At 45.8% G+C, this 22740-nt stretch carries 16 protein-coding genes; 9 read left to right on the top strand and 7 right to left on the bottom strand.

The genetic code is table 11. The annotated features are described in order from the left end of the window. Nucleotides 1-11: 11 nt before the first annotated feature. The 4 genes from D7D25_RS00495 (at nt 12) to D7D25_RS00480 (ending at nt 7193) form a co-directional block, all read left to right on the top strand. Complete coding sequence (locus D7D25_RS00495) at nt 12-1628, top strand: DUF4998 domain-containing protein (RefSeq protein ID WP_122967021.1); 1617 nt, start codon at nt 12-14, stop codon at nt 1626-1628. A gap of 83 nt (nt 1629-1711) precedes the next feature. Beyond that, nucleotides 1712-3175, top strand: coding sequence for an Ig-like domain-containing protein (locus D7D25_RS00490; RefSeq protein WP_122967020.1), 1464 nt, complete (start codon nt 1712-1714; stop codon nt 3173-3175). An 88-nt stretch (nt 3176-3263) separates the two neighbouring features. Then, nucleotides 3264-4229 carry a sugar phosphate isomerase/epimerase gene (locus tag D7D25_RS00485; RefSeq protein ID WP_122967019.1) on the top strand — a complete coding sequence of 322 codons (966 nt, stop codon included), beginning with the start codon at nt 3264-3266 and terminating at the stop codon, nt 4227-4229. Between the two features lie 192 nt (nt 4230-4421). Then, nucleotides 4422-7193, top strand: a complete 2772-nt coding sequence (locus D7D25_RS00480) for a family 78 glycoside hydrolase catalytic domain (RefSeq protein ID WP_370453814.1) — start codon at nt 4422-4424, stop codon at nt 7191-7193. On the opposite strand, the gene recG is transcribed toward D7D25_RS00480, so the two are convergent. Both recG and glyA read right to left on the bottom strand, forming a co-directional pair. After that, nucleotides 7186-9282 carry an ATP-dependent DNA helicase RecG gene (gene recG, locus D7D25_RS00475; RefSeq protein ID WP_370453813.1) on the bottom strand — a complete coding sequence of 699 codons (2097 nt, stop codon included), beginning with the start codon at nt 9280-9282 and terminating at the stop codon, nt 7186-7188. The two genes, D7D25_RS00480 and recG, sit on opposite strands and share 8 nt — an antisense overlap. Nucleotides 9283-9568: 286 nt before the next feature. After that, nucleotides 9569-10849, bottom strand: coding sequence for a serine hydroxymethyltransferase (gene glyA / locus D7D25_RS00465; protein ID WP_122967015.1), 1281 nt, complete (start codon nt 10847-10849; stop codon nt 9569-9571). Between the two features lie 373 nt (nt 10850-11222). Here glyA and D7D25_RS00460 point away from each other — a divergent pair, with 373 nt between their 5' ends. Continuing rightward, nucleotides 11223-13664, top strand: a complete 2442-nt coding sequence (locus tag D7D25_RS00460) for an erythromycin esterase family protein (RefSeq protein ID WP_122967014.1) — start codon at nt 11223-11225, stop codon at nt 13662-13664. A 61-nt stretch (nt 13665-13725) separates the two neighbouring features. Here the strand turns inward: D7D25_RS00460 and D7D25_RS00455 are convergent, their stop codons facing one another. Next, nucleotides 13726-14187, bottom strand: a complete 462-nt coding sequence (locus tag D7D25_RS00455) for an Arm DNA-binding domain-containing protein (RefSeq protein WP_255417112.1) — start codon at nt 14185-14187, stop codon at nt 13726-13728. 486 nt (nt 14188-14673) lie between these two features. Between D7D25_RS00455 and D7D25_RS00450 the strand changes: the two genes are divergently transcribed. From D7D25_RS00450 to D7D25_RS00435, 4 genes are all read left to right on the top strand, one after another. Then, the gene (locus D7D25_RS00450) at nt 14674-15222 is read left to right on the top strand and encodes a hypothetical protein (protein ID WP_122967013.1); all 549 of its coding nucleotides are present in this window, start codon (nt 14674-14676) and stop codon (nt 15220-15222) included. 9 nt (nt 15223-15231) lie between these two features. Continuing rightward, the gene (gene gmd / locus D7D25_RS00445; protein WP_122967012.1) at nt 15232-16293 is read left to right on the top strand and encodes a GDP-mannose 4,6-dehydratase; all 1062 of its coding nucleotides are present in this window, start codon (nt 15232-15234) and stop codon (nt 16291-16293) included. Nucleotides 16294-16335: 42 nt separating this feature from the next. Then, nucleotides 16336-17409: a GDP-L-fucose synthase gene (locus D7D25_RS00440; protein WP_122967011.1), complete on the top strand. Its 1074-nt coding sequence runs from the start codon at nt 16336-16338 to the stop codon at nt 17407-17409. Between the two features lie 240 nt (nt 17410-17649). Continuing rightward, nucleotides 17650-19032, top strand: a complete 1383-nt coding sequence (locus D7D25_RS00435) for a tyrosine phenol-lyase (RefSeq protein ID WP_122967010.1) — start codon at nt 17650-17652, stop codon at nt 19030-19032. On the opposite strand, the gene rfbB is transcribed toward D7D25_RS00435, so the two are convergent. The 4 genes from rfbB to trmD all read right to left on the bottom strand — a co-directional run bounded on the left by rfbB (nt 19029) and on the right by trmD (nt 22690). Then, a complete protein-coding gene (rfbB, locus tag D7D25_RS00430) occupies nt 19029-20075 on the bottom strand; it encodes a dTDP-glucose 4,6-dehydratase (protein WP_122967334.1) in 1047 nt (348 codons plus the stop codon). The two genes, D7D25_RS00435 and rfbB, sit on opposite strands and share 4 nt — an antisense overlap. 228 nt (nt 20076-20303) lie before the next feature. Continuing rightward, a complete protein-coding gene (rfbC, locus tag D7D25_RS00425) occupies nt 20304-20852 on the bottom strand; it encodes a dTDP-4-dehydrorhamnose 3,5-epimerase (RefSeq protein ID WP_122967009.1) in 549 nt (182 codons plus the stop codon). A 71-nt stretch (nt 20853-20923) separates the two neighbouring features. After that, nucleotides 20924-21793 carry a glucose-1-phosphate thymidylyltransferase RfbA gene (gene rfbA / locus D7D25_RS00420; RefSeq protein ID WP_122967008.1) on the bottom strand — a complete coding sequence of 290 codons (870 nt, stop codon included), beginning with the start codon at nt 21791-21793 and terminating at the stop codon, nt 20924-20926. Nucleotides 21794-22015: 222 nt separating this feature from the next. Then, a complete protein-coding gene (trmD, locus tag D7D25_RS00415; RefSeq protein ID WP_019538667.1) occupies nt 22016-22690 on the bottom strand; it encodes a tRNA (guanosine(37)-N1)-methyltransferase TrmD in 675 nt (224 codons plus the stop codon). Nucleotides 22691-22740 lie beyond the last annotated feature (50 nt).

Raw genomic sequence — 22740 nt, 5'->3', positions numbered from 1 at the left:
AAAACAATCATATGAAAAACTTAGCATATTTACTTTCTAGCCTGTTTATTTTTACAGCCTTATGTGTTGGCTGTACGGAAGAGGGAGTCAATCCACCATCGGTTGTAGGTGAGCTGAACGCATTTCCGGGTAAATACCGTGCAAAAGTTGAATTTCAAGCTCCCGCGGAATCTGTGACCGGAAAGGTATTTCACGGAAGCGGCAATTTTCAAGAATTTACAATCGATAAAGCTGAAACTACACAAACAATAACAGTGGAAAATCTTCCGGAGGGGGAGATAACCCTTCGCGTGGTGACGCTTAATAGCAAGGGGGAAACGTCCGATCCTAAAGGAGTGGTCGTCACCATTTATGGAGATAATTACCAAAAAGGTTTGATGAACCGAAAATTATTGAACCAGAGAACACTCTCTCCTACTTCCATAGAAATGTTTTTCGATGATAACATCTCCGAGGAGATAGGAGTAAGAATCTTGTTCACAAACACTTCCGGCGTTTCCGACAGCGTAATGATGCCCTTAGGCAATCAGTCGATCGTCATCAATAACATTGATTTAGGTAAAGCCTACTATTTCTGTACAGTTTTTAAACCAACCAGTGACTTTATTGACGAGTTTACTGCCCCCCACATCGACGCGAAAGAGGCGGCAATGAAAAACTTTGAGAAGGATATCTGGACAATCGCCGGAGTTTCCGGGGAGGATCCTGCCGCAGCAGCCAAGAATATCATCGATAACGAGGTGGAAACCGTTTGGCATACGCAACAGGGAACGATGCCCCATTGGATAATCGTGGACATGCAAAGCGAAAAGAAGTTCGACGGGTTTCATTTTGTCCAAGCACAGGAACCGGGCACTACGGGTTATGCCCGGCGATTTACCTTTGAGATAAGCTCTGACAACAAAAATTGGACGGTAATATCGGAAGACAGGTTCAAGGCAAACAGCCATAAACAGACTTTTAAATTCAAAGAATCGGTCGTTTCCCGCTATTTCAAGATATCCGTCCTTGATAACCACAACCCAACTACCAGCACGCAGATAGCAGAGATAGACCTATTCAATGATTTAAACGTGAGTGGGACAAACGGGGTAAGTCTACCCGTCCTGATCAATGGAAAGCAACCTTTTCAGGGAGACGGTTCGGACCTGTTCCCCCTGGTAGGCGCTGGAAGGTTCCAAAAACTAACCGGGTGGACACACAGCAGCAACGCATACATAAGCTTTGACAGTAACGTGGGGACTTTCTGTGTTTGGAGTGCCGCTGTTTGGGGGGCTCCGCTAGTGACAAACGGAAAAATCTACCAAACGTTGGATATTTTGCCGGGCAGTTTTGTGTTGGATATCGACGCGGCACACACAACCAGCCCGGATTGTGTAGACATGTATGGGGTCATCGCCCACGGAACCGTAATGCCCGATCACAACCGGGTTATATCTACGCCTGAAGTATTGGGGTTCAGCGATCTGGTAGCCAACCAGAAATCGGTGAACAGCATCCCATTTACCATTGAAAAAGCAACCCGTATTACCATTGGAGTAGTCTATAACACACACGATATTTTTGGAGCAACCGGTATTCCATGGAGCGATATGAATATTAATGGTTTTGAGTTACTCATGAAATAACTATTTCTGCAACAACAGGCAGCTATTGTTTTGATAACAATGAATAAAACTGGCATTAATGAAAAAATAAATATCTTAGTCAGATGAAAAATCGTAGATGCAGGTTCTTCCTAATTTTTGCATTGTTTTTTTTTCCGACTTTATTTTCTGCCGGGTGTGGAAAAAGCAAAATAGAAGAGGAATATAAGATAGAAAATATCCACCTGAACAAACCATCCTTAACCCTGCAGGTGGGAGATAAAGAGCAGGTTACGGCGCTCCAGGTTCCTTCTGTTGCCCATCAACCCGCCTTCCAATGGTCCTCATCGGATGAATCGGTGGCCACAGTTGTCAACGGGCTGGTGGAGGCGGTCGCCGTAGGAAAGGCAGTGATCACTGTAAAACACCGGGAGGTGAGTGTGGATATCCCTGTAACCGTGGAAGCAGCTAAACCCCTACAGGGAACTGTCCTGTATGATGTGAAGCTGAACAACACCCCCGTCCGGGAATTGCAGTTAAACGGTGTGGCTCAGCACACTGTGGAAGGATTAAAGGTAACCGGAACGAGGGGTGTTGTGAAACTCGACAAATTTTATGCGTTAGCTGAGCGAATGGCCAGGTATCACATAAAACCGGCTCATGATGCCAAGATCCTCTTCAGAAGCAGCGAAGGCGATTTTAATGCTTTTGTGGATGTACCCAACAAACGTGTTTCCATCGCAACAAATCCGGCAAGTGAAAAACCGGTTCCTTTCCTCGAAGGAAACCGGGAATATATCGTGGAGATATTCCATATCTACCAACAGGCAAAAGTTCGTATCATCGATCCAAAAACAGGTGAAGAAATTGAAGTTTCGGTTACCAACGACGGCCAGGGAGGGGTGGGAGCCGGCGCCCTGCAAAAAGGATTCGCCGTTGGCATGCAATGGGACCACTATTGCTTCGGACTGGTGGAAGGTTCATTTGTCTTGGTAAAGCAACTGACCGTGTTCGCTTTAAAAAAATCGGTTAACGTGTTGATCTACGGGGATTCAATCTCCCAACCGGAAGGATACTTCCCTACCGCGGATTTTCCAGAATCCTGGACGCAAATGATCATCAACAGATTGAAAGGAAATGCCATGTCCAGCGGGAGAGGCGGGGGAACCGTCACGATGTTGCTCGACTATATAAAAAACGAACTACCCTATATCGAGGCCAAGTACGTGATGGTGACCATCGGCACCAATGGAGGCAATACCGAAGACAACCTGACCGAGTTGGTTAATTACATCAGCGCACAAGGAGCCATTCCCATTCTCAATAATATCCCCTGTAATGAAAGCGGGACACAAATTGAAAATAACCGGCTTATGGAAAAAGTGCGGGAAAAACTGGGGATCAAAGGCTGTAAATTTGATCTCCCCACCTCCATCCACGGAGACGGGAAAGAGGTAAACAAATCGCTGATGTATTGGGAAGATTATTCAAACAGTTACGGCTGGCAGGTTTATCATCACCCGAATGAAAAAGGCGGCAGGAAAATGTATGAGCGCACGCTCACTGATATTCCCGAGATTTATGAATAACCCAACTCTCGCCCATGAATGAGTGCAGTTAATCGCGCTACTGACATGTTAGCAAATAATAGTTATATTATCTTTAAAACAAATTATTATGTACAAGTACTCAGTTATTTTAGGAAATTTGGGAAATACATCTGACCGGTTCTGTAAGGGTTACAAGGAAAATCCAAGCACAGAAGAGATGTTGGCTCAGGCAGCCAAAATTCCCCACGTGGAAGGAATTGAACTGGTGGGAACCTGGGACATCCGTCCCGACAACGTGAAAGACATGAAAAAACGACTGGAAGACTATGGAAAGACCTGTGTTTCCATTATACCCGACGTATTCACGGTAAAAGAATATGCCAAGGGTACAATTACAAACAACGACCCTAAAATCCGGCAACAGTCCCTCGACTATTTGCGCCAGATGAGTGACATTGCCTTGGAGATGAACTGCAAGGTAGTGAACCTGTGGATGGCCCAAGACGGCTATGATTACCTCCTGACCACCAACTACGATCAGAAACGGGAATGGCTTCGGGAAGGAACCGCACGGTTGGCACAGGAGTTTCCGGATTTGAAATATGCCTTAGAGTATAAGCCCAAAGAGCCGCGTAACTTTTCTTTCCATGCGCGAATGGCCGATACAATCCTCGCGGCAAAGGAGACAGGTTATGACAACGTGGGAATATGTATCGACACCGGACATGGCTTCTGTGCCGGAGAAAACGTGGCTGAAGCTGTCGTTTTGGCAAAACGTGCCGGGGATCTGCTTTTCCACATGCACTTCAATGACAATCACGGGGCGTGGGACGATGACATGATTGTCGCTTCTGTACACAGCACGGTCTATATCGATTTGCTATTGAGTTTGAAGAAAACCGGATACAAAGGATGGCTCTCCATGGACCAGTATCCTTATCGCGAAGATGCGATGGAAGCCATTGGGGAAAGCATCATGTGGGTACGTCAATTCGAAAAAATTGTAGAGGAAAACTACGCGGAACTAGAAGAACTGGTTGAAATGAATGACGCAATCGCCACTTCCCGATTCATGCGGAAAGTGTTGTTCTAACAGCATTCAACTCTCGAAAGCCTTTTGGGGTTGTTTTAGTCGCTTTGGCCGGGACAGAAACGTTCTGCCTCCAGTTGTTCCTATGGCGTTTTAGCAGGTACGGAAAAACAGGATATAGATACACGCATTAAAAATAAAAAGAAATAAAATAATCATATGAAACCAATCTGTACACATCTGGAAAAAAGAGGACTGAACCCTTTTTTCACCGTCCTGGCGGCAGCCGCTTTTCTTTTTCAAGCATGCAGCCAAGAAGCGAAAATAGAGGTAAGCCACTTGCGGTGCGAATTCATGGAGAATCCCCTTGGCATTGATCTTGCCAACCCCTCCTTGAGTTGGGAAATTGGCGCCGATGCCAGGGGAGTAAAACAAACCGGTTATCGTCTGCTTGTAGCCTCCTCACTCGAAAAACTCAACGCAAATGAGGGCGACCTCTGGGATTCTCAATCAGTTCGTTCGGAACAATCCACGAATGTTCTTTATAACGGGAAACCTCTTGCCAGCAGGACAACCTGTTATTGGAAAGTGAAAACGACCACCAACCTCGGCAGCTCCGATTGGAGCCAACCGGCACGATGGAGTATGGCGTTCACGGATGATGAGGATTGGAAAGCTACATGGATCGGGCTTGACAAGAGCTTTCCCGGCGATATTTTAAAGGGAAAGACACGTCTGGCAGCCCGTTATTTCCGCAAAGAATTTCAAAATGAAAAGAAAGTTGAGAAAGCGATGCTCTACATCTCCGGACTGGGACTTTACGAGGCTTACATTAACGGGGAAAAAATAGGTGACCAGGCATTGGCACCCACGCCAACCGATTATACGAAAAGTGTGAAGTACAACACTTTCGACGTCACCGATCTTCTCACGGCAGGGGATAATTCGATTGGGGTTGTGCTGGGAAACGGGCGTTTTTTTAATATGCGCACGGTCGAGGATCAATCTTTCCCTCCCCTTCCACCCACCCAAAACTATGGCTATCCCAAAATGATCCTCCAGCTTGAGGTGTTTTATACAGACGGAAGCCAGCAAACGGTTGTTAGTGATGAATCTTGGAAAGTAACGGCTAATGGGCCCATTCTTGCCAATAATGAATATGATGGGGAAGAGTACGATGCCCGGAAAGAAATGCCCGGATGGAATAATCCGGGATACGACGACGGAAACTGGTTGAATGTCGATTTAACGGATGCCCCGCAAGGTAAGCTGGAGGCGCAGCTCAATTCGAATATGAAAATCATGGAAACCTTGCCGCCGAAATCCGTTTCCACACCAAAACCAGGCGTTTATGTACTCGACATGGGGCAAAACATGGTGGGATGGGTAAGCATGAGGGTGAACGGCAAGGCGGGCGAGCAGGTGAAATTACGTTTCGCGGAAGTGCTGAATGATGACGGAACGATTTACTTGGGCAATATCCGTAACGCGCGGGTGACTGACATCTATACGTTAAAGGGAGCGGAAAACGAACGCTGGGAACCCTCTTTCACCTATCACGGATTTCGCTATGTGGAGGTTACCGGTTATCCCAGGGTGCCCTCCGTGAATGATTTTGAAGGAAAAGTCATTTACGACGAAATGGAGACCATCGGCCATTTTGAAACTTCCGATTCAACGATTAACCAGATCTATAAAAATGCCTATTGGGGAATCCGCGGGAACTACCGTGGAATGCCAACGGATTGTCCGCAACGCGACGAGAGGATGGGATGGCTGGGTGACCGGGCAACAGGTTCGCATGGTGAAAGTTTCATCTTTAACAATCACAACCTGTATGCCAAATGGCTGGATGATATAGAAGAGGCGCAGACTGCGGAAGGAAGCGTGCCCGACGTGGCTCCCGCCTACTGGCGGAACTACAACGACAACATAACCTGGCCGGCAGCTTACTTAATCATTGCGAACATGTTGTATGAGCAGTTCGGAGATGCCAGGCCCATCGTCAAACATTATGATTCCATGAAAAAATGGATGAAGTATATGCGCGATAATTATATGGAAGATCACCTCATGCCCCGTGATTTATATGGCGATTGGTGCATGCCTCCCGAGTCTCCCGAAATGATACACTCGGCGGATCCGGCCCGCAAAACAGACGGCACCCTTCTGGCAACATCGTTTTACCACCACCTGTTGGGTCTGCTCGAAAAGTTCGCGTTGTTGCAAAATAAAACCGAAGAAGCAACAGCCTTCTCGAATCAAGCCGCACTCGTCAAAGAGGCTTACAATGCCCGTTTCTTCAACAAAGGAACCGCTCAATACAGCAATAACACCGTCACGGCCAATTTGTTGTCGCTGCAACTCGGATTGGTTCCGGAAGGGTTTGAAGAAAGGGTGTTTTCCAACATCGTGGACAAGACCATGCACGAATTCAACGGCCATGTGAGCACCGGTTTAGTGGGCATTCAATGGCTCATGCGGGGATTATCCAAACAGGGACGCGGAGATATTGCCCATAAAATAGCCACCAACCGTGATTATCCAAGCTGGGGTTACATGATCGAAAACGGGGCCACCACCATCTGGGAACTTTGGAACGGAAATACCGCCGACCCCACCATGAATTCCCATAACCACGTGATGCTTCTGGGGGATATTATCGTCTGGTTCTACGAATACCTGGCCGGCATTCAAAACCTGGCAGGCAGCACCGGATTTCGCAACATACACATGCAACCCCTGGTCGTTGACGGAGTGGATTATGTTACCGCCACCCACCGTTCCATACAAGGGTTAATAAAAAGCGCTTGGCGAAAAACCGGAAACTCCTTTGAATGGGAGGTAACCATTCCAGGTAACAGCAGTGCCGTAGTTTATATTCCGGCAAAAGAGAAGAGGCAGATCACAGAAAGCGGAAATGATATTTCCAAAGTCCGGGGAATTAAGCTTTTAAGGCAGGAAAAGGAATTCATGGTTTTCGAAATCGGTTCGGGAGAATATCGGTTCGTAGTTTTCCTCAACTGATCCTTCCCCATTCGTAGCGGTTTCCGCCCAGACGGTCCAACTGTTGTTTTAATACCAGATGTTCAGGCTGCTCCAGTGCGGGATCTTTTTCAATCAAATCCTCGGCAATCTTGCGGGCACGGTAAAGGATGTTGTTATCCTTTACCAGATCTGCAATTCTAAGGTCGAAAGGGATACCGCTCTGTTGGGTTCCTTCCAGGTCGCCCGGACCCCGCAGCTTCAGGTCGGCTTCGGCAATGACAAACCCGTCATTGCTTTCGGTCATGATTTCCATCCGCTTGCGGGTATCGGATGAGATCTCATAGGGAGTGATCAGTACGCAATAGGACTGGTCGGCACCCCGCCCTACCCGGCCCCGCAACTGATGCAATTGCGAGAGACCGAACCGCTGGGCACTCTCGATCACCATCACACTGGCGTTGGGCACATTCACACCCACTTCGATTACAGTCGTGGACACCATGATCTGCGCTTCATTGACCACGAACCGCCGCATCACCTCATCCTTTTCAGCCGGCTTCATCCGACCGTGCATCTTGCAAACGGTAAATTCGGGGAAGACCTCTTTGATATGCTGGTATCCCTCCTCCAGATTCTTCAAGTCGAGTTTTTCGCTCTCCTCGATCAATGGATAGACAATATAGGCTTGTCGGCCGGCCCTTATCTGTTCCCGGATAAATTGATAAAGCGGTCCCCGCTTCTTATCGTACCTATGGAGCGTCTGTACCGGTTTTCTGCCCGGCGGCAACTCGTCGATCACCGACACATCCAGGTCACCGTACACCGTCATGGCCAGCGTGCGGGGAATGGGGGTGGCGGTCATCACCAATACATGTGGGGGTTGGTTGTTTTTGGCCCATAACTTGGCCCTTTGCGCCACCCCGAAACGATGCTGCTCATCGATCACCACAAACCCGAGATTGTGGAACTGCACCGTATCCTCAATCAGGGCATGGGTTCCGATCAGGATATCGATCTCTCCCGACCGCAGGCCGGCATGGATCCTCTCCCGCTCCTTCTTCTTGGTGGAACCTGTCAGTAACTCCACCTTCAAATCCATCCCCGAAAGCATTTCAGTGAAAGTCTCAAAATGCTGCGAGGCCAAGATTTCCGTCGGCGCCATCAGGCAGGACTGGAAGCCGTTATCAAGTGCGATCAGCATGCACATGACCGCCACCAGCGTCTTACCGCTACCCACATCTCCCTGTAACAGGCGGTTCATCTGCCTTCCTGAGGCGGTATCTTTCCTGATCTCTTTAATTACCCGTTTCTGCGCGTTGGTCAAAGGGAACGGAAGTTTTTGCTTATAGAAAGAATTGAGATGATCACCCACTTTTTTGAAAATAAAACCGTTCAACTTTCCTTTCCTTTCCGAGGCATAGCGGACAATATTAAGCTGGATATAGAAGAGCTCTTCAAATTTCAGGCGATACTCGGCATCACGTAATAAAGGAGCTGATTTCGGGAAATGGATGTTCTCCAACGCATCATGGAACGGCATCAGCTTGGCCTCTTTCACCACATCGGACGAAAGTGTTTCCGCAAGCCGCTCTTTCATCAACCCGAAAGCATTGTCGATGATCTTCTGTATCGCCCTGGAGTTAAGATAGTGGTTCTTCATCTTCTCCGTGGTGTTATACATTGCCATCAACCCTTCGGGGCGATCCGACTCATTCATAAAAGGATCGATATCGGGATGGGCTATATTCCACTTGCCATTGAACAGGGAGGGCTTGCCAAAAACCACATATTCCTGATTGAGCTTGTACTTCCCTTCTATAAACCGTGTGCCCTGGAACCAGACCAGATCTGCAAAACCGGTACCGTCGGTAAAGTGTGCCACCAACCGTCTGCGGCGTCCCTCACCAAAGGATTCAAACGCGGTGATCCTCCCTTTCAGCTGAATATAGGCCATTGAGTTATCGATCTCATGGATATAACAAATCCTGCTCCTGTCGATATAGCGGTAGGGATACCACCTCAACAGGTCGCCGACCGTGAAGAGATTGATCTCCTTATTGAGGATCTCCGCCCTTTTGGGGCCAACGCCGGGAACGAATTGTATGTCAGTCTGAAGAATACTCATTATGGTTACTTGCTATACGTTCCGGATCACGCTCTTCTTTCCGCCGCGACATAATTGACTCAACGGAACAAAAGAGTGCTCTTTTTATGCGGTATAGTATTTTCATTGCAAATTTTCATTACCTTCCAAGCCGCAAGTTTTTCGCAAATGTAAACAAAAATGAGGAACAGCTCAAACCATTCCTCATTACTTATTTCCCAATCAGCCAAATTCCAATAACAATCAATCATCAAATAGTTAAATCAACCAATCAGCACATTGGCACATTAGTCACATTGGCACATTGATATTACCAACCAAACAACGGATATTCCCGCATGGTGGCGTTCACCTTTTCACGAACCGCGGCAATGGTGGTGCGATCTTCCGGATTCGAAAGCACGGTGTCGATCATCTCCACGACCTCTCCCATCAGTTCCTCTTTTGCACCGCGGGTGGTGATGGCCGGTGTGCCGAAGCGCAATCCCGAAGTCTGGAAAGGAGAGCGGCTATCGAAGGGGACCATGTTTTTGTTGGCTGTGATATCGGCTTCCACCAGTACCCTCTCACCCATTTTACCGGTAAGATCGGGGAATTTGGTGCGCAGATCCACCAGAATGATATGGTTATCCGTGCCTCCGGAAACCACCTTATATCCCTTGTCGATGAACGCCCGCGCCATCCGGGCGGCATTCCTCTTCACCTGCATCTGATAAGTTTTGTATTCGGGTTGCAGCGCTTCATGGAACGAAACGGCTTTGGCAGCGATCACATGCTCTAACGGCCCCCCCTGCATGCCGGGGAATACAGCTGAATCCAAAAGTGCCGACATCATCTTCACCTCTCCCTTAGGGGTGGTGATACCCCACGGGTTTTCAAAATCTTTCCCCATCAGGATCACCCCCCCGCGCGGCCCCCGCAGGGTTTTATGGGTTGTAGAGGTAACAATATGGGCATGTTTCACCGGATTCTCAAGTAATCCGGCAGCGATCAATCCGGCAGGATGCGCCATATCGACCATAAAGATGGCACCGATTTCGTCGGCCACCTTGCGGATACGGGCATAATCCCACTCACGGGAATAGGCAGACGCACCGGCAATGATCAGCTTGGGCCTTTCCCTACGCGCCGCTTCTTCGAGTTGATCATAGTCGATCTGTTGATTATCTTCACAGACATTATACTCCACCGGCTGGAACATCAATCCCGAAAAATTGACCGGAGAGCCATGTGTCAGGTGACCGCCGTGCGAGAGGTTCAACCCGAGGAACTTATCGCCAGCCTTCAGACAGGCCAGGAATACCGCGGCATTTGCCTGTGCGCCGGAATGAGGTTGCACATTCGCCCATTCGGCCCCGAACAACTCCTTCAGGCGGTCAATGGCCAGTTGTTCGCTCATATCCACCACTTCGCACCCACCATAATAACGCCTTCCGGGATACCCCTCCGCATATTTATTGGTCAATACCGATCCCATGGCCTGCATCACCTGGTCGCTCACAAAATTCTCGGAGGCAATCAGTTCAATGCCTTTTAACTGCCGCTCACGCTCTTTCCCTATGATCTCTGCGATCTGCCTGTCTTGCTTCATTCGAATAGTTTTAAAAAAGAAAAGAATTGGGTGCAAATATAATGAAAGCCGAAAGAAATGCCAAACTTGTTTGAGCATTTCCGTGAAAAGAGAGCAGAACGAGTTCATACTTTATTTGCTATAAAATAATGATTGATATTTTACATAATAACGAATATTTTACTGCAGATAAAAGACAATTTTGAATTCTAAGTTGAAACTTAACAAAAAAAATTAACATTTATTATTCCTCATAATGGTGTTTTTTTTGCAATTTTGTAAAAAACTCAAAACTTTGAAAATAAAAATGTCAATAGAAGCAGGTATCTTAAATGGAAGTCAGTAAACTCTTTTTAATTAACCTAAATTATCAACTAAATAAAAAAGATATCGAATGATTTGGAAGTTTTTTATTTTTGAAAAATTAGTTATTTTGAGAATTGAATTGACTATTTTATCACTATTGCTACTTGCTCAAAACATTGATTCTCAGCACCTAATAAACAACAACGATTATAATAATCTATATAATTGGGAGTTTTTTTCTGAACCTTTTGGCGTTAAAAAGAGCGACATTATTGAAAATAAAAATACTTTTCAAGTGTTTTTTTCTAAAAAGTATCTGATGAGTATGGCGATAAAGTGGAATAACCCACAAGAAGCGGAAACATTTGATATTTGCAGTAGTTTTATATTATCAAAAGATAGTGTTCATTTCTCTTTTAATTGTTCGAGTCTAAAAGTTGACAGCTTATTACTAAAAGTAAAACTTTATCAAAATAATGAAGAATTTTTAGAACAACTCGTTTTTCCGCTCAATATGAACGGATTGAATAAAGTGAGTTTCAAAAATACAGATGCAACCGTAATGGATGTACATATCTATGGGAAAAGTATGATGAGATATGATTCAATATCATTAAAAATAAACGACTTTAAAATGTTCACTTCCAGTCAGAATTTATCTCATGCTTTGCAACAATATTCTCCTATGATAAATAAATCAGATGCTGTATCTTTACCTTTAATAGACGATTTAAATGACTTTAAGAATAAGAAAATTATAGGATTGGGAGAGTCCATTCACGGAAGCCTCAGTATTCAAGAAGAGAAAAAAAACATCATCGAAAAATTATGTAAGGATAAAAGTATAAAGCTGATATGTTTTGAAGCCGGATTCGATATGGTGATGAACTGGGACTTATATATACAAGGAGTTCTGCCAGAAAGTTATCAAAATCGAATAATGGAAGAAGTGACCGACTCTTTTTCCGAAGCAGAGCTAACTGTAGAACTACTAAACAGGTTAAGAACAATAAATCGAAATCGACAAAACACAGATAAAATACATGTTGTAGGACTTGATTTGAGAAGAAATGATTATTACGTATTTGAATATTTTGAAGCGTATAAAAATATTGAAAAAAGTGAAAAGTTTCTTGATGATGTTTTAATGAAAATGGATACTTTAAGTTACAACCAGCAAGGTTCTTATTACGCTAAACGCGCTAAAGGATCCATGGATATTATTGAAGAAGGATGGGAAATAATCCCGGAAAGAAAAAGATTTGACGCTCTTATAGATTTACTGGAGAAGAATGAGAAACTAAAAAAACTGATGGGAGAAAAAAACTTTAGTTTTTTCGCGGAAGGTATTTCGTTGAGTATACCAACAGAAAAAGATGCCTTTGAAAATATTGCTATTGCCCGGAAAAGGGATGAATACATGTGGAAAATATTGCAACATGCAATCACAACATATGCCCCAAATGAATCCGACAGAATAATAATAGATGCTCACAGTATGCATTTAAGTCGCACATACAATCCGCATAGTATAACGCATCCGTTTGCTATAAAAAATCTTGGCGTATATACTGCTGAAAGTTATGGTAATAATTTTCACACTGTTACTTTTTGTGTGGGTAGTGGTAAATATAAAACCTACAATAAAGGATCAGTTGGAGAAGGGTACTTGCAAAAACCGGTTCATGGTAGTTTTGAATGGGCTGCTGATAAAGTCGATTGTTGCAAATTTTACTGTCAAAGCACAGATTTTAGTTCGATTACATCATTGAGGTACATAGCTAATATAGCATTGATAAATCAATTTTATCCTTTATCAAAATTCAGGTTTGATGGGTATGTATACCTTAATGAATCCACACCCTGCACACCCATTCAGTACAACAAATCATTTGAAAATAAGAGAATTATAAGGAAAAGAAATTATGTGGACTCCATCAAGGTATTATATGCCCCTTACAAAGCTTATGAGTATAAAATTTATGCTGATTCTGTCAATAATGTGAAAATTGCTATGCCTGAAGGATTCAGATGGAAAGAATTCTTTTACATATATAACCTTAACGGCAATTTAAACTATCCTACTACATTTAGGGGCTTCTTTGAATCGAACGATAAAAATTGTATTGTTGTGATAGATAATCCGCAATTCCCTTTAAATTTTCCGCCATTAAATGGAATTATCAACAAAAAGGATATCGAAACAGAGATAAAAAAATCATTTTCACAAATACTTGGCTTCAATCAAATACCTGAAAAAAATAATGAAATTTTAATCGAAAAACACATAAAATACAGGACAAAGAGGTACGCAAAGAAGGTTTTCAATGCAGATAGGGTTGCAGAATCTACATTAAGTATTCCATTGAATGACAAAATTCTTGTCTTGGGTCAATACAATTTTGGCGAGGCAATATTTATTGAAAAAGATGGCGGAACTGTAATATTAAAATGTTTTTACACCAATAAAGGTTTTAAAAACAAAAGAAAATATCGAACAGGGATCGAGTCACTTGTCCGTTTTAAATAATTCATTTCAATTTTGGGTTATGCATACCTATTTGTATAGTAGTCCTCAATAAAAGAAGGTTCTATTTCTTGATGGGAATATCGGACAGGTTGTATCTGTCGCCTAGGAACAGCTCCATGCGTTTACGGTTGATAAGCATTTGCTCGTAGGAGCCTTCGGTGCGGTCTTTTCCCACGCGTTTGGCGTATTGCTCGTAGAATTCGTCGGCTATCGACAACAGGGTGCGGTATTCATCTCCGAAACCAAGATATCCGTTTTTGATTTTTTCGGCAGAAACGAAATTGTCTTTATCCGAAATACGCTGGTACTGCTTGCCGATTTGTGTGCGGATATTATCCAGCTTCCGGTTGATCTTCTGCGCTTCGATGCTTTTACCCGATGCCCGGTTGGCTTTGGTGTCCCACAGCGAGGGTATGACGTTCAGCTTACAGCTGAACTGGGCGATGGTGCCGTTGAAGGTGATGCGTCCCATGACGGGTGCTTTGCCGTCGGGTCTTAACTCGTTCTTTTTCAGGCAGAACAACACCTTAAAGGTACTTCTCCTAACTCTAATTGTTTTAATTGCAAATTTAATTCTATTAGAGTTATCCGACCCAATGAAAAACAATGCAAACTATTGTAAAACAATTCGTTGAAAAAGAATCAGAAAACTCCTTAGCTAACGATTTGGTAACGCAACTCGGCGTTATCTTTGCTTTTCATTGCGTTTTCTCCCGTTTTCGCTAAAACAAGTTTTCTTTTAAAGTGATGAATCCGATATTGTTACACTATTTTGCTCCACGATTCCTGATAAGTTGCTGTTTCTTTTAAGTAGTCCACCACATTTCAATCAATGAAAATCCAAATCCATCAAAAAATGGCTAAAAAACAATCGATGAAAAAATTCAAAACAGCTTCTAAAAAAGTAAAATAATGGGATAAAACGAAGCAAAATAGAATTAAATCGGTATATTTGCAGCATATAAACGCAATCAAACGTCTATTAGTCACCCTTAAAATTATCAAAAAAATGAAACGAACTATTTTTATCATCATCTTACTTGCCGCACTAACTATCCGGTCGGCTGAAGCACAGGAAACCAATTATATCAATATTTCGGTTGATGCCGGTTTAGTGGCCAACACAGGCCGTGACAAGAAATTCGGCATGGGCGGCACTATTGGCTGGATCACCCGGGACAACCTGCTCTCGTCCAACCCGAACAACTATATCTCCCTAAGTGTGAAAGCTTTCAACAATCCTTACGGGGAAGGGAAATTTCTCTCCAACATTAAGAATGATGCCGACGACGGCTTCACCTACATCATGCCGTTAGCCGGTTATCGTTTCACCCAGGAAGGCATTGCCGACGGCTTTTTTGTGGAACCGCGTATCGGAGCAGTATTCGGTTCCAGTTATGCAGGGTTTGCTTTTTCACCCTTAGCCGGTTATGCCGTGCGGCAATTCAATTTCTCCATCTACTGCGATATGGGTTTTGGCAGTAAAGAGAGCGCTATCCACAAAAAAAGTTTCTTTACACCCGGTATCAGTGTGGCGTATAATATCAATTTAAATTAGCCCTTCTATATGAAAAAAGCACTGGTCACCGGCATTACCGGCCAGGACGGGTCTTACCTTGCCGAACTACTTCTGAAGAAGGGATACGAGGTACATGGCACCCTGAGGCGTTCATCTTCTTTTAACACCGCCAGGATAGAGCATCTTTACCTTGATGAGTGGATCCGTGATATGAAACAGCAGCGACTCATCAACCTGCACTATGCCGATATGACCGATTCCAGCTCGCTCATCCGTATCATCCAGCACGTCCAGCCTGACGAGATTTACAACCTGGCCGCACAAAGCCATGTAAAAGTGAGTTTCGACGTACCCGAATACACGGCGGAAACCGACGCTGTTGGCACCCTTCGTCTTTTGGAAGCAGTGAGGATACTGGGATTGGAACACAGGACGCGGATCTACCAGGCATCTACTTCAGAATTATTCGGGCTGGTACAGGAAATCCCCCAAAAAGAGACCACACCGTTCTATCCCCGCAGCCCTTACGGGGTAGCGAAACTATATGGCTTCTGGATCACGAAAAATTACCGGGAGTCGTACGGAATGTTCGCGGTGAATGGCATTTTGTTCAATCACGAGAGTGAACGAAGAGGTGAGACATTTGTCAGCCGGAAAATTTCGCTGGCGGCCGCCCGTATCGCACAGGGCCTTCAGGATAAGTTGTATATCGGGAACCTGGATGCGAAACGCGACTGGGGTTACGCGCCCGATTATGTGGAGTGCATGTGGCTGATGCTGCAGCATGAAGTGCCGGAGGACTTCGTGATCGCCACGGGAGAGATGCACAGCGTACGGGAATTCTGCATCCTCGCTTTTGCCGAAGCAGGAATAAAGTTGCGATGGGAAGGCAGAGGTATTGCCGAAAAGGGAATCGACAATGCTACAGGACGTGTGTTGGTAGAAGTAGACCCCCAATATTTCCGTCCCGCGGAGGTTGAGTTGTTGTTGGGAGATCCCACCAAAGCCAAATCCCTATTGGGATGGAATCCTCAGAAGACATCCTTCGAAGAACTGGTCAGACGCATGGTGAAGCACGATATGGAAGTTGCGAGAAAATACTCCCGGTAGGTTTCCCGCCCGATTTCAGGAATGGATAATTAATAGGAATTGATGATGGATAAACAGAGTAAGATATATGTCGCCGGCCATCGCGGATTGGTGGGATCAGCCATTTGGCAAAACCTGCAATCGAAAGGATATACCAACCTGATCGGTCAATCGCATCAGGAATTGGATCTGCTGGATGCCGCAGCCGTGAAATCTTTTTTTGACAGGGAAAAGCCCGAGTATGTGATCCTTGCCGCGGCCCACGTGGGTGGTATTGTCGCCAACAACACTTACCGGGCCGATTTCATATATCGCAATCTGCAAATCCAGAATAATGTCATAGGAGAGAGTTTCCGGCATAATGTCAGGAAACTCCTTTTCCTTGGCAGCACCTGCATTTATCCCCGGGAAGCACCGCAACCCATCTCTGAGGAGGCGTTGCTTACCGGGCCGCTGGAATACACGAATGAGCCTTACGCCATCGCCAAAATCGCGGGATTAAAAATGTGCGAGAGCTTCAATATCCAATATGGCACCAACTATATCGCGGTGATGCCCACCAACCTCTACGGACCGAACGACAATTTCGACCTTGAAAAGAGCCATGTATTGCCTGCAATGATCCGCAAGATCCATCTGGCAAAAGCGTTGATGAACGATGACTGGGACACTGTCGGGCGGGATCTTGCCCGGCGTCCGGTGGAGGGAATTTCGGGTAACAGCACGCGGCAGGATATGGAAAGTATATTCCGGAAATACGGCATCAATAAGGAAAGGGTGGAATTATGGGGAAGCGGAAAACCATTGCGGGAATTCCTCTGGAGTGAAGATATGGCCGACGCCTCCGTCTATATTATGGAGAATGTGGATTTTCCGTATCTGGTGAAAGGGAAAACCGAGATACGGAATTGTCATGTCAATATCGGCACCGGAAAAGAAATCAGCATCCGCGACCTGGCCACATTAATCAGAAAAACCATCGGCTATACGGGAGAGATAACTTTCGACACCTCAAAACCCGACGGCACCATGCGAAAGTTGACTGATGTCTCCAGATTAAACGCATTGGGATGGAAACATACTGTCGATATTGATGAAGGTGTGAAGAGGATGTATGATTGGTACATGCAGGGTTAAATATTTTCGTGCCAGGCAGCGCCCGGGCACTGTTTTTTTCACCTTAAATTTATTTTTACAAATGAATTTCCACTAAATGTAAAATGCGCCTCGGAAATGCCCCAATAAATTCGGCATTCCTGTGGGCTCCCGCTACATAAAAAAAATAAAAGATGCCCCTCAAAAAAATTCAAGCAACCTTGTTTTTTTCCTCGACACTTATTACTTTTGTAAAGAAAAAACCATCAAAAAGACACCAATATGAATCTGAACAGCTATCCGGCAGAGCCTTTTCGCATCAAATCGATAGAGCCTGTCAAAATGATTCCGCATGAAGAACGGGAAAAAGTGATCAGAGAAGCAGGGTTTAACACGTTCCTTATTCCAAGCGACGATGTATATATCGATCTGCTCACCGACAGCGGCACGAATGCCATGAGCGACCGTCAATGGGCCGGCATGATGATGGGAGATGAAGCCTACGCCGGCAGTCGTAATTTCCGTCATCTCGAAGAGACGGTGCGGGATATATTCGGATTCAGGCACGTGGTCCCGACTCACCAGGGAAGAGGAGCGGAGAACCTGCTGTCGCAGATCGCCATCCAACCGGGACAATATGTGCCTGGCAACATGTACTTCACCACTACCCGTTATCATCAGGAACGCAACGGCGGGATTTTTGTCGATGTCATCCGCGACGAAGCGCATGATGCTTCGCTGAACATCCCGTTTAAAGGGGATATAGACTTGGCTAAACTGCAAAAACTGATCGACGAGAAAGGGGCCGAAAATATCGCCTATGTATGTCTTGCCGTAACGGTCAACTTGGCTGGCGGTCAACCGGTATCGATGAAAAATATGAAAGAGGTACGGAAGTTGACCTCCCGGCATGGCATCAAACTGTTTTATGATGCTACCCGCTGTGTGGAGAATGCTTTTTTCATCAAGGAGCAGGAGGATGGTTATAGCGACCTCTCCATCAAAGAGATCGTACGGGAGATGTTCAGTTATGCCGACGGATGCACCATGAGTGGCAAGAAAGATTGCTTGGTGAACATCGGCGGATTTTTATGTTTGAACGATGACGATCTTTTTGCGGAGGCAAAGGAGTTGGTGGTTGTATATGAAGGGATGCCCTCATACGGGGGACTGGCCGGACGCGATATGGAAGCAATGGCCATCGGCCTGAAAGAATCGTTGCAGTATGAATATATAGCACATCGCGTGAAACAGGTGCGCTACCTGGGCGACCGGCTGCGGGAGGCAAGTATCCCAATGATCGAGCCCACCGGCGGGCATGCTGTGTTTCTGGACGCCGGCCGTTTCTGCCCGCACCTCACGCAGGATCAGTTCCCGGCGCAGAGCCTCGCGGCCAACCTTTATGTGGAATCAGGCGTGCGCAGCATGGAGCGGGGTATCGTCTCTGCCGGGCGCGATAAAAACACAGGTGACCATCACCGACCCAAGCTGGAGACAGTACGACTCACTATTCCCCGCCGTGTCTACACTTACCGCCATATGGATCTGGTGGCAGAAGCCGTTCAATCACTCTACCGAAAAAGGGACACTATCAAAGGGCTCCGTTTTGTCTATGAACCGAAACAATTACGGTTCTTCACCGCCAGGTTCGAAGAGATAGACTAATCACCGCAAATGTCGTGGTAGGCTCCACTGGCAATGTCATCGAGCCACTCCTGATTTTCGATATACCAACGCACGGTTTTCTCGATACCTTCCTCAAACTGGAGAGAAGGCTCCCATCCTAGTTCGTTCTTGATTTTGGAGGCATCGATGGCATAACGCAAATCATGGCCTGCCCGGTCGGTAACGTAAGTGATCAGCTTTTCCGATGCGCCCTCCTCCCTTCCCAGCAGGCGGTCCACAGTTTTGATAATTACCCGGATCAAGTCGATATTTCTCCACTCGTTGAAACCACCGATATTATAGGTATCTCCTGCCTTTCCCTTGTGGAAGATCAAATCGATGGCGCGCGCATGGTCCTCCACATAGAGCCAATCCCTCACGTTTTCCCCTTTACCATAGACAGGGAGCGGTTTATTCTGGCGGATATTATGGATAAACAGCGGGATCAGCTTCTCAGGGAACTGATTGGGCCCGTAATTATTGGAACAATTGGAGATAATGGTTTGCAAACCATAGGTATCATGGTAGGCCCGGACAAAATGATCGGATGCGGCCTTTGATGCGGAATAGGGACTATGCGGGTCATAGCGGGTCTCTTCCGTGAAAAGGGTACCGTCGAACTCCAGCGCTCCGTATACCTCATCGGTAGAAACATGATAAAAGAGTTTATCCGCGCAGGTATCTTTCCAGCTTTCTTTCGCTGCCTGCAACAGATTAAGGGTACCCAACACATTGGTCTTCGCAAATGAGAAGGGATCGGTAATGGAACGATCCACATGGCTTTCGGCAGCCAGATGGATCACGTCGGTCACGTTGAAGGTAGTGAAAACCTCTTTTATCTTTTCAAAATCACAGATATCGGCCTTCAGGAACCTGTAATTGGGCTTCCCTTCCACATCTTTCAGATTCGCAGGATTGCCCGCGTAAGTCAACTTATCGAGGTTGATGATCTGATACTCGGGATATTGATTCACAAACAATCGTACCACATGGGATCCGATAAAGCCGGCTCCACCGGTGATCAGGATAATTTTTTTTGCCATGATTGAATTATTCTCCCCCATCCGAGGTACTTACATATTAAATTGAAAGTTGAATTTTCTTAGGAATGAGAGCGGAAACATGCTCGTTTGTACTCTGTGCCGAGTGACCACCGGAAATCAATCGAGTTAAAATTAAAAAACGGATGTGCACCATAAGCAACCGGTAATTTTATTAATCAGTAATTAGTATTCAGTAATTAGCAATCAGTAATCAAATCAGTAATCAAATCAGTAATCAGTATTCAGCGATTGAAATGGTGGGTTTTGCCGGTCTTTTTTTGAAAGGATAATATCTTCGGGAGGTAAATGCCAGTCGATACCGAGTTGCGGATCGTTCCAAAGGATTGCCCCTTCATAGTCCGGCGCGTAATAATTATCACACTTATACTGGAAGATGGTCTCATTCTCCAGCACAGCATAACCATGGGCAAAACCGCGGGGAATAAAGACCTGGCGCTTGTTCTCTGCAGAGAGTTCTATCGATAGATGTTGCCCGTAGGTAGGAGAATCCTTGCGGATATCCACCACCACATCCAGCACTTTGCCTTTCACCACGCGTGCCAGTTTCGCCTGTCCATAAGGAGGTTTTTGAAAATGCAGCCCCCTCACCACCCCGTATCCCGACAGGCTCTCGTTGTCCTGCACAAAAACGGTTTTACATACTTTCTCCTCAAACTCTTTCTGTGAAAACGATTCAAAAAAATAGCCACGCTCATCGCCGAACACTTTCGGCTCAACGATCACAACTCCTTCTATCTCAGTCTGTATAATATACATACGAACATTTAACTGAATCAGCAATTATAATTCCCAATTACCCAATCTTTATCTCTTGCAACCTTTCCCACCTAGACCAATCTAAGCAGATACTTTCCGTATGGGCTATTTTTCATCGACATCCCGATTTCCTTTAATTGCTCGTCGGTAATCCAGCCGTTTCTCCAGGAGATCTCCTCGAGACAAGATATCTTCAACCCCTGCCGTTTCTCCAATACCTCGATAAAAGTGGACGCTTCCGAGAGGGAATCGTGGGTCCCGGTATCGAGCCAGGCAAAACCCCGGCCGAAGAGCAGCATCTGCAACTGTTGTTCGTCCAGGAAAGCCTGATTGACAGAGGTGATCTCCAACTCCCCACGGGCCGACGGTTTGACTTGCCTCGCAATTTCCACCACCCGGTTAGGATAAAAATAAAGTCCCGTGACAGCCCAGTTCGACTTAGGTTCAGACGGTTTTTCCTCGATGCTCAACACCTTGCCATCCTCACCCAATTCCGCCACTCCATACCGTTGCGGATTAGTCACATTATAACCGAAGATGGTAGCTATCCCCTCTCTTTCGGCATCTTCCACCGCTTTGCGCAACATGGAGGGAAATCCCTGCCCGTAGAAAATATTATCGCCCAGCACCAAACATACGGCGTCATCCCCGATGAACTCCTCTCCGATAATAAATGCCTGCGCCAGCCCGTCCGGAGAAGGCTGCGCGGCATAACTGAAATGGACGCCATAGTCGGATCCGTCACCGAGCAACCGCTGAAATCCGGGCAGATCAAGCGGAGTGGAGATGACGAGAATATCCCTGATACCGGCTAACATCAGCGCAGAAATAGGATAATAGACCATGGGTTTATCGAAAATGGGAAGTAATTGCTTCGATATTCCTTTGGTAATAGGGTATAACCTTGTACCGGATCCTCCGGCTAAAACGATTCCCTTCATAAATTAATCCACTTTTTCCACAAAGATAGTGAAAGCTGAAAGAAATCGCGAGAGTTTACCATCAAAAGATTTCCGGAGCGCGTCTTATCTTCTCTAAAGGTGAAAAATATTCGGCTCGCAGGGAATAACTACCGAATGTTTTGGGTATTGGGATTTGGGAATTATTTACTTCCTAAATCCGATATCCGGCATCCCAAATTTTCACGAATATCAACCGGGCAACTATCGAAGTAAATCCGGCCTCAATCTGCGGGTGCGTTCCAATGCCTGTTCATGACGCCATTCCTCTATTTTCCGCTCATGTCCCGACAGCAACACGTCGGGCACTTTCCAGCCTTTGTATTCAGCAGGACGGGTATACACCGGCGGCGCGAGGAGTCCATCCTGGAATGAGTCGGACAAAGCAGACTGTTCATCACCGATGGCTCCGGGAATGACACGGACTACCGCATCGGCAATCATGGCGGCAACCAGTTCGCCACCCGTCAACACAAAATCGCCGATGGATATCTCCTTGGTGATCAGGTGTTCCCTTACCCGGTAATCAACTCCCTTGTAATGTCCGCAAAGAATAATAATATTTTCTTTCAGAGAAAACTCATTGGCGGTGGACTGGGTAAATTGCTCGCCATCGGGGGTAGTGAAGATCACTTCATCATAGTCCCGTTGCGACTTCAGATAACTGATAGCCCTGTCGATAGGCTCTATCTGCATAACCATGCCGGCCTCACCGCCAAACGGATAATCATCCACCCGCTTATGCTTATCAAGCGTGTAATCACGCAGGTTATGCAGTCCGAATTCGACCAGTCCTTTCTCCTGAGCCCGTTTCAGGATACTGGTGTGAAGCGCCCCTTCTATTATTCCCGGAAGTACGGTAATGATATCAATTCTCATACTCCATCGATATATGTGGTGTAAAGATAATCAATCTTAACGGGAAAAAG

This window comes from Proteiniphilum sp. X52, from assembly GCF_003712195.1.
In the GTDB taxonomy this organism is placed as follows: Bacteria; Bacteroidota; Bacteroidia; order Bacteroidales; family Dysgonomonadaceae; genus Proteiniphilum.
Note: the sequence above shows the minus strand (reverse complement) of the source record. Positions and strands in the feature narration are given on the sequence as shown.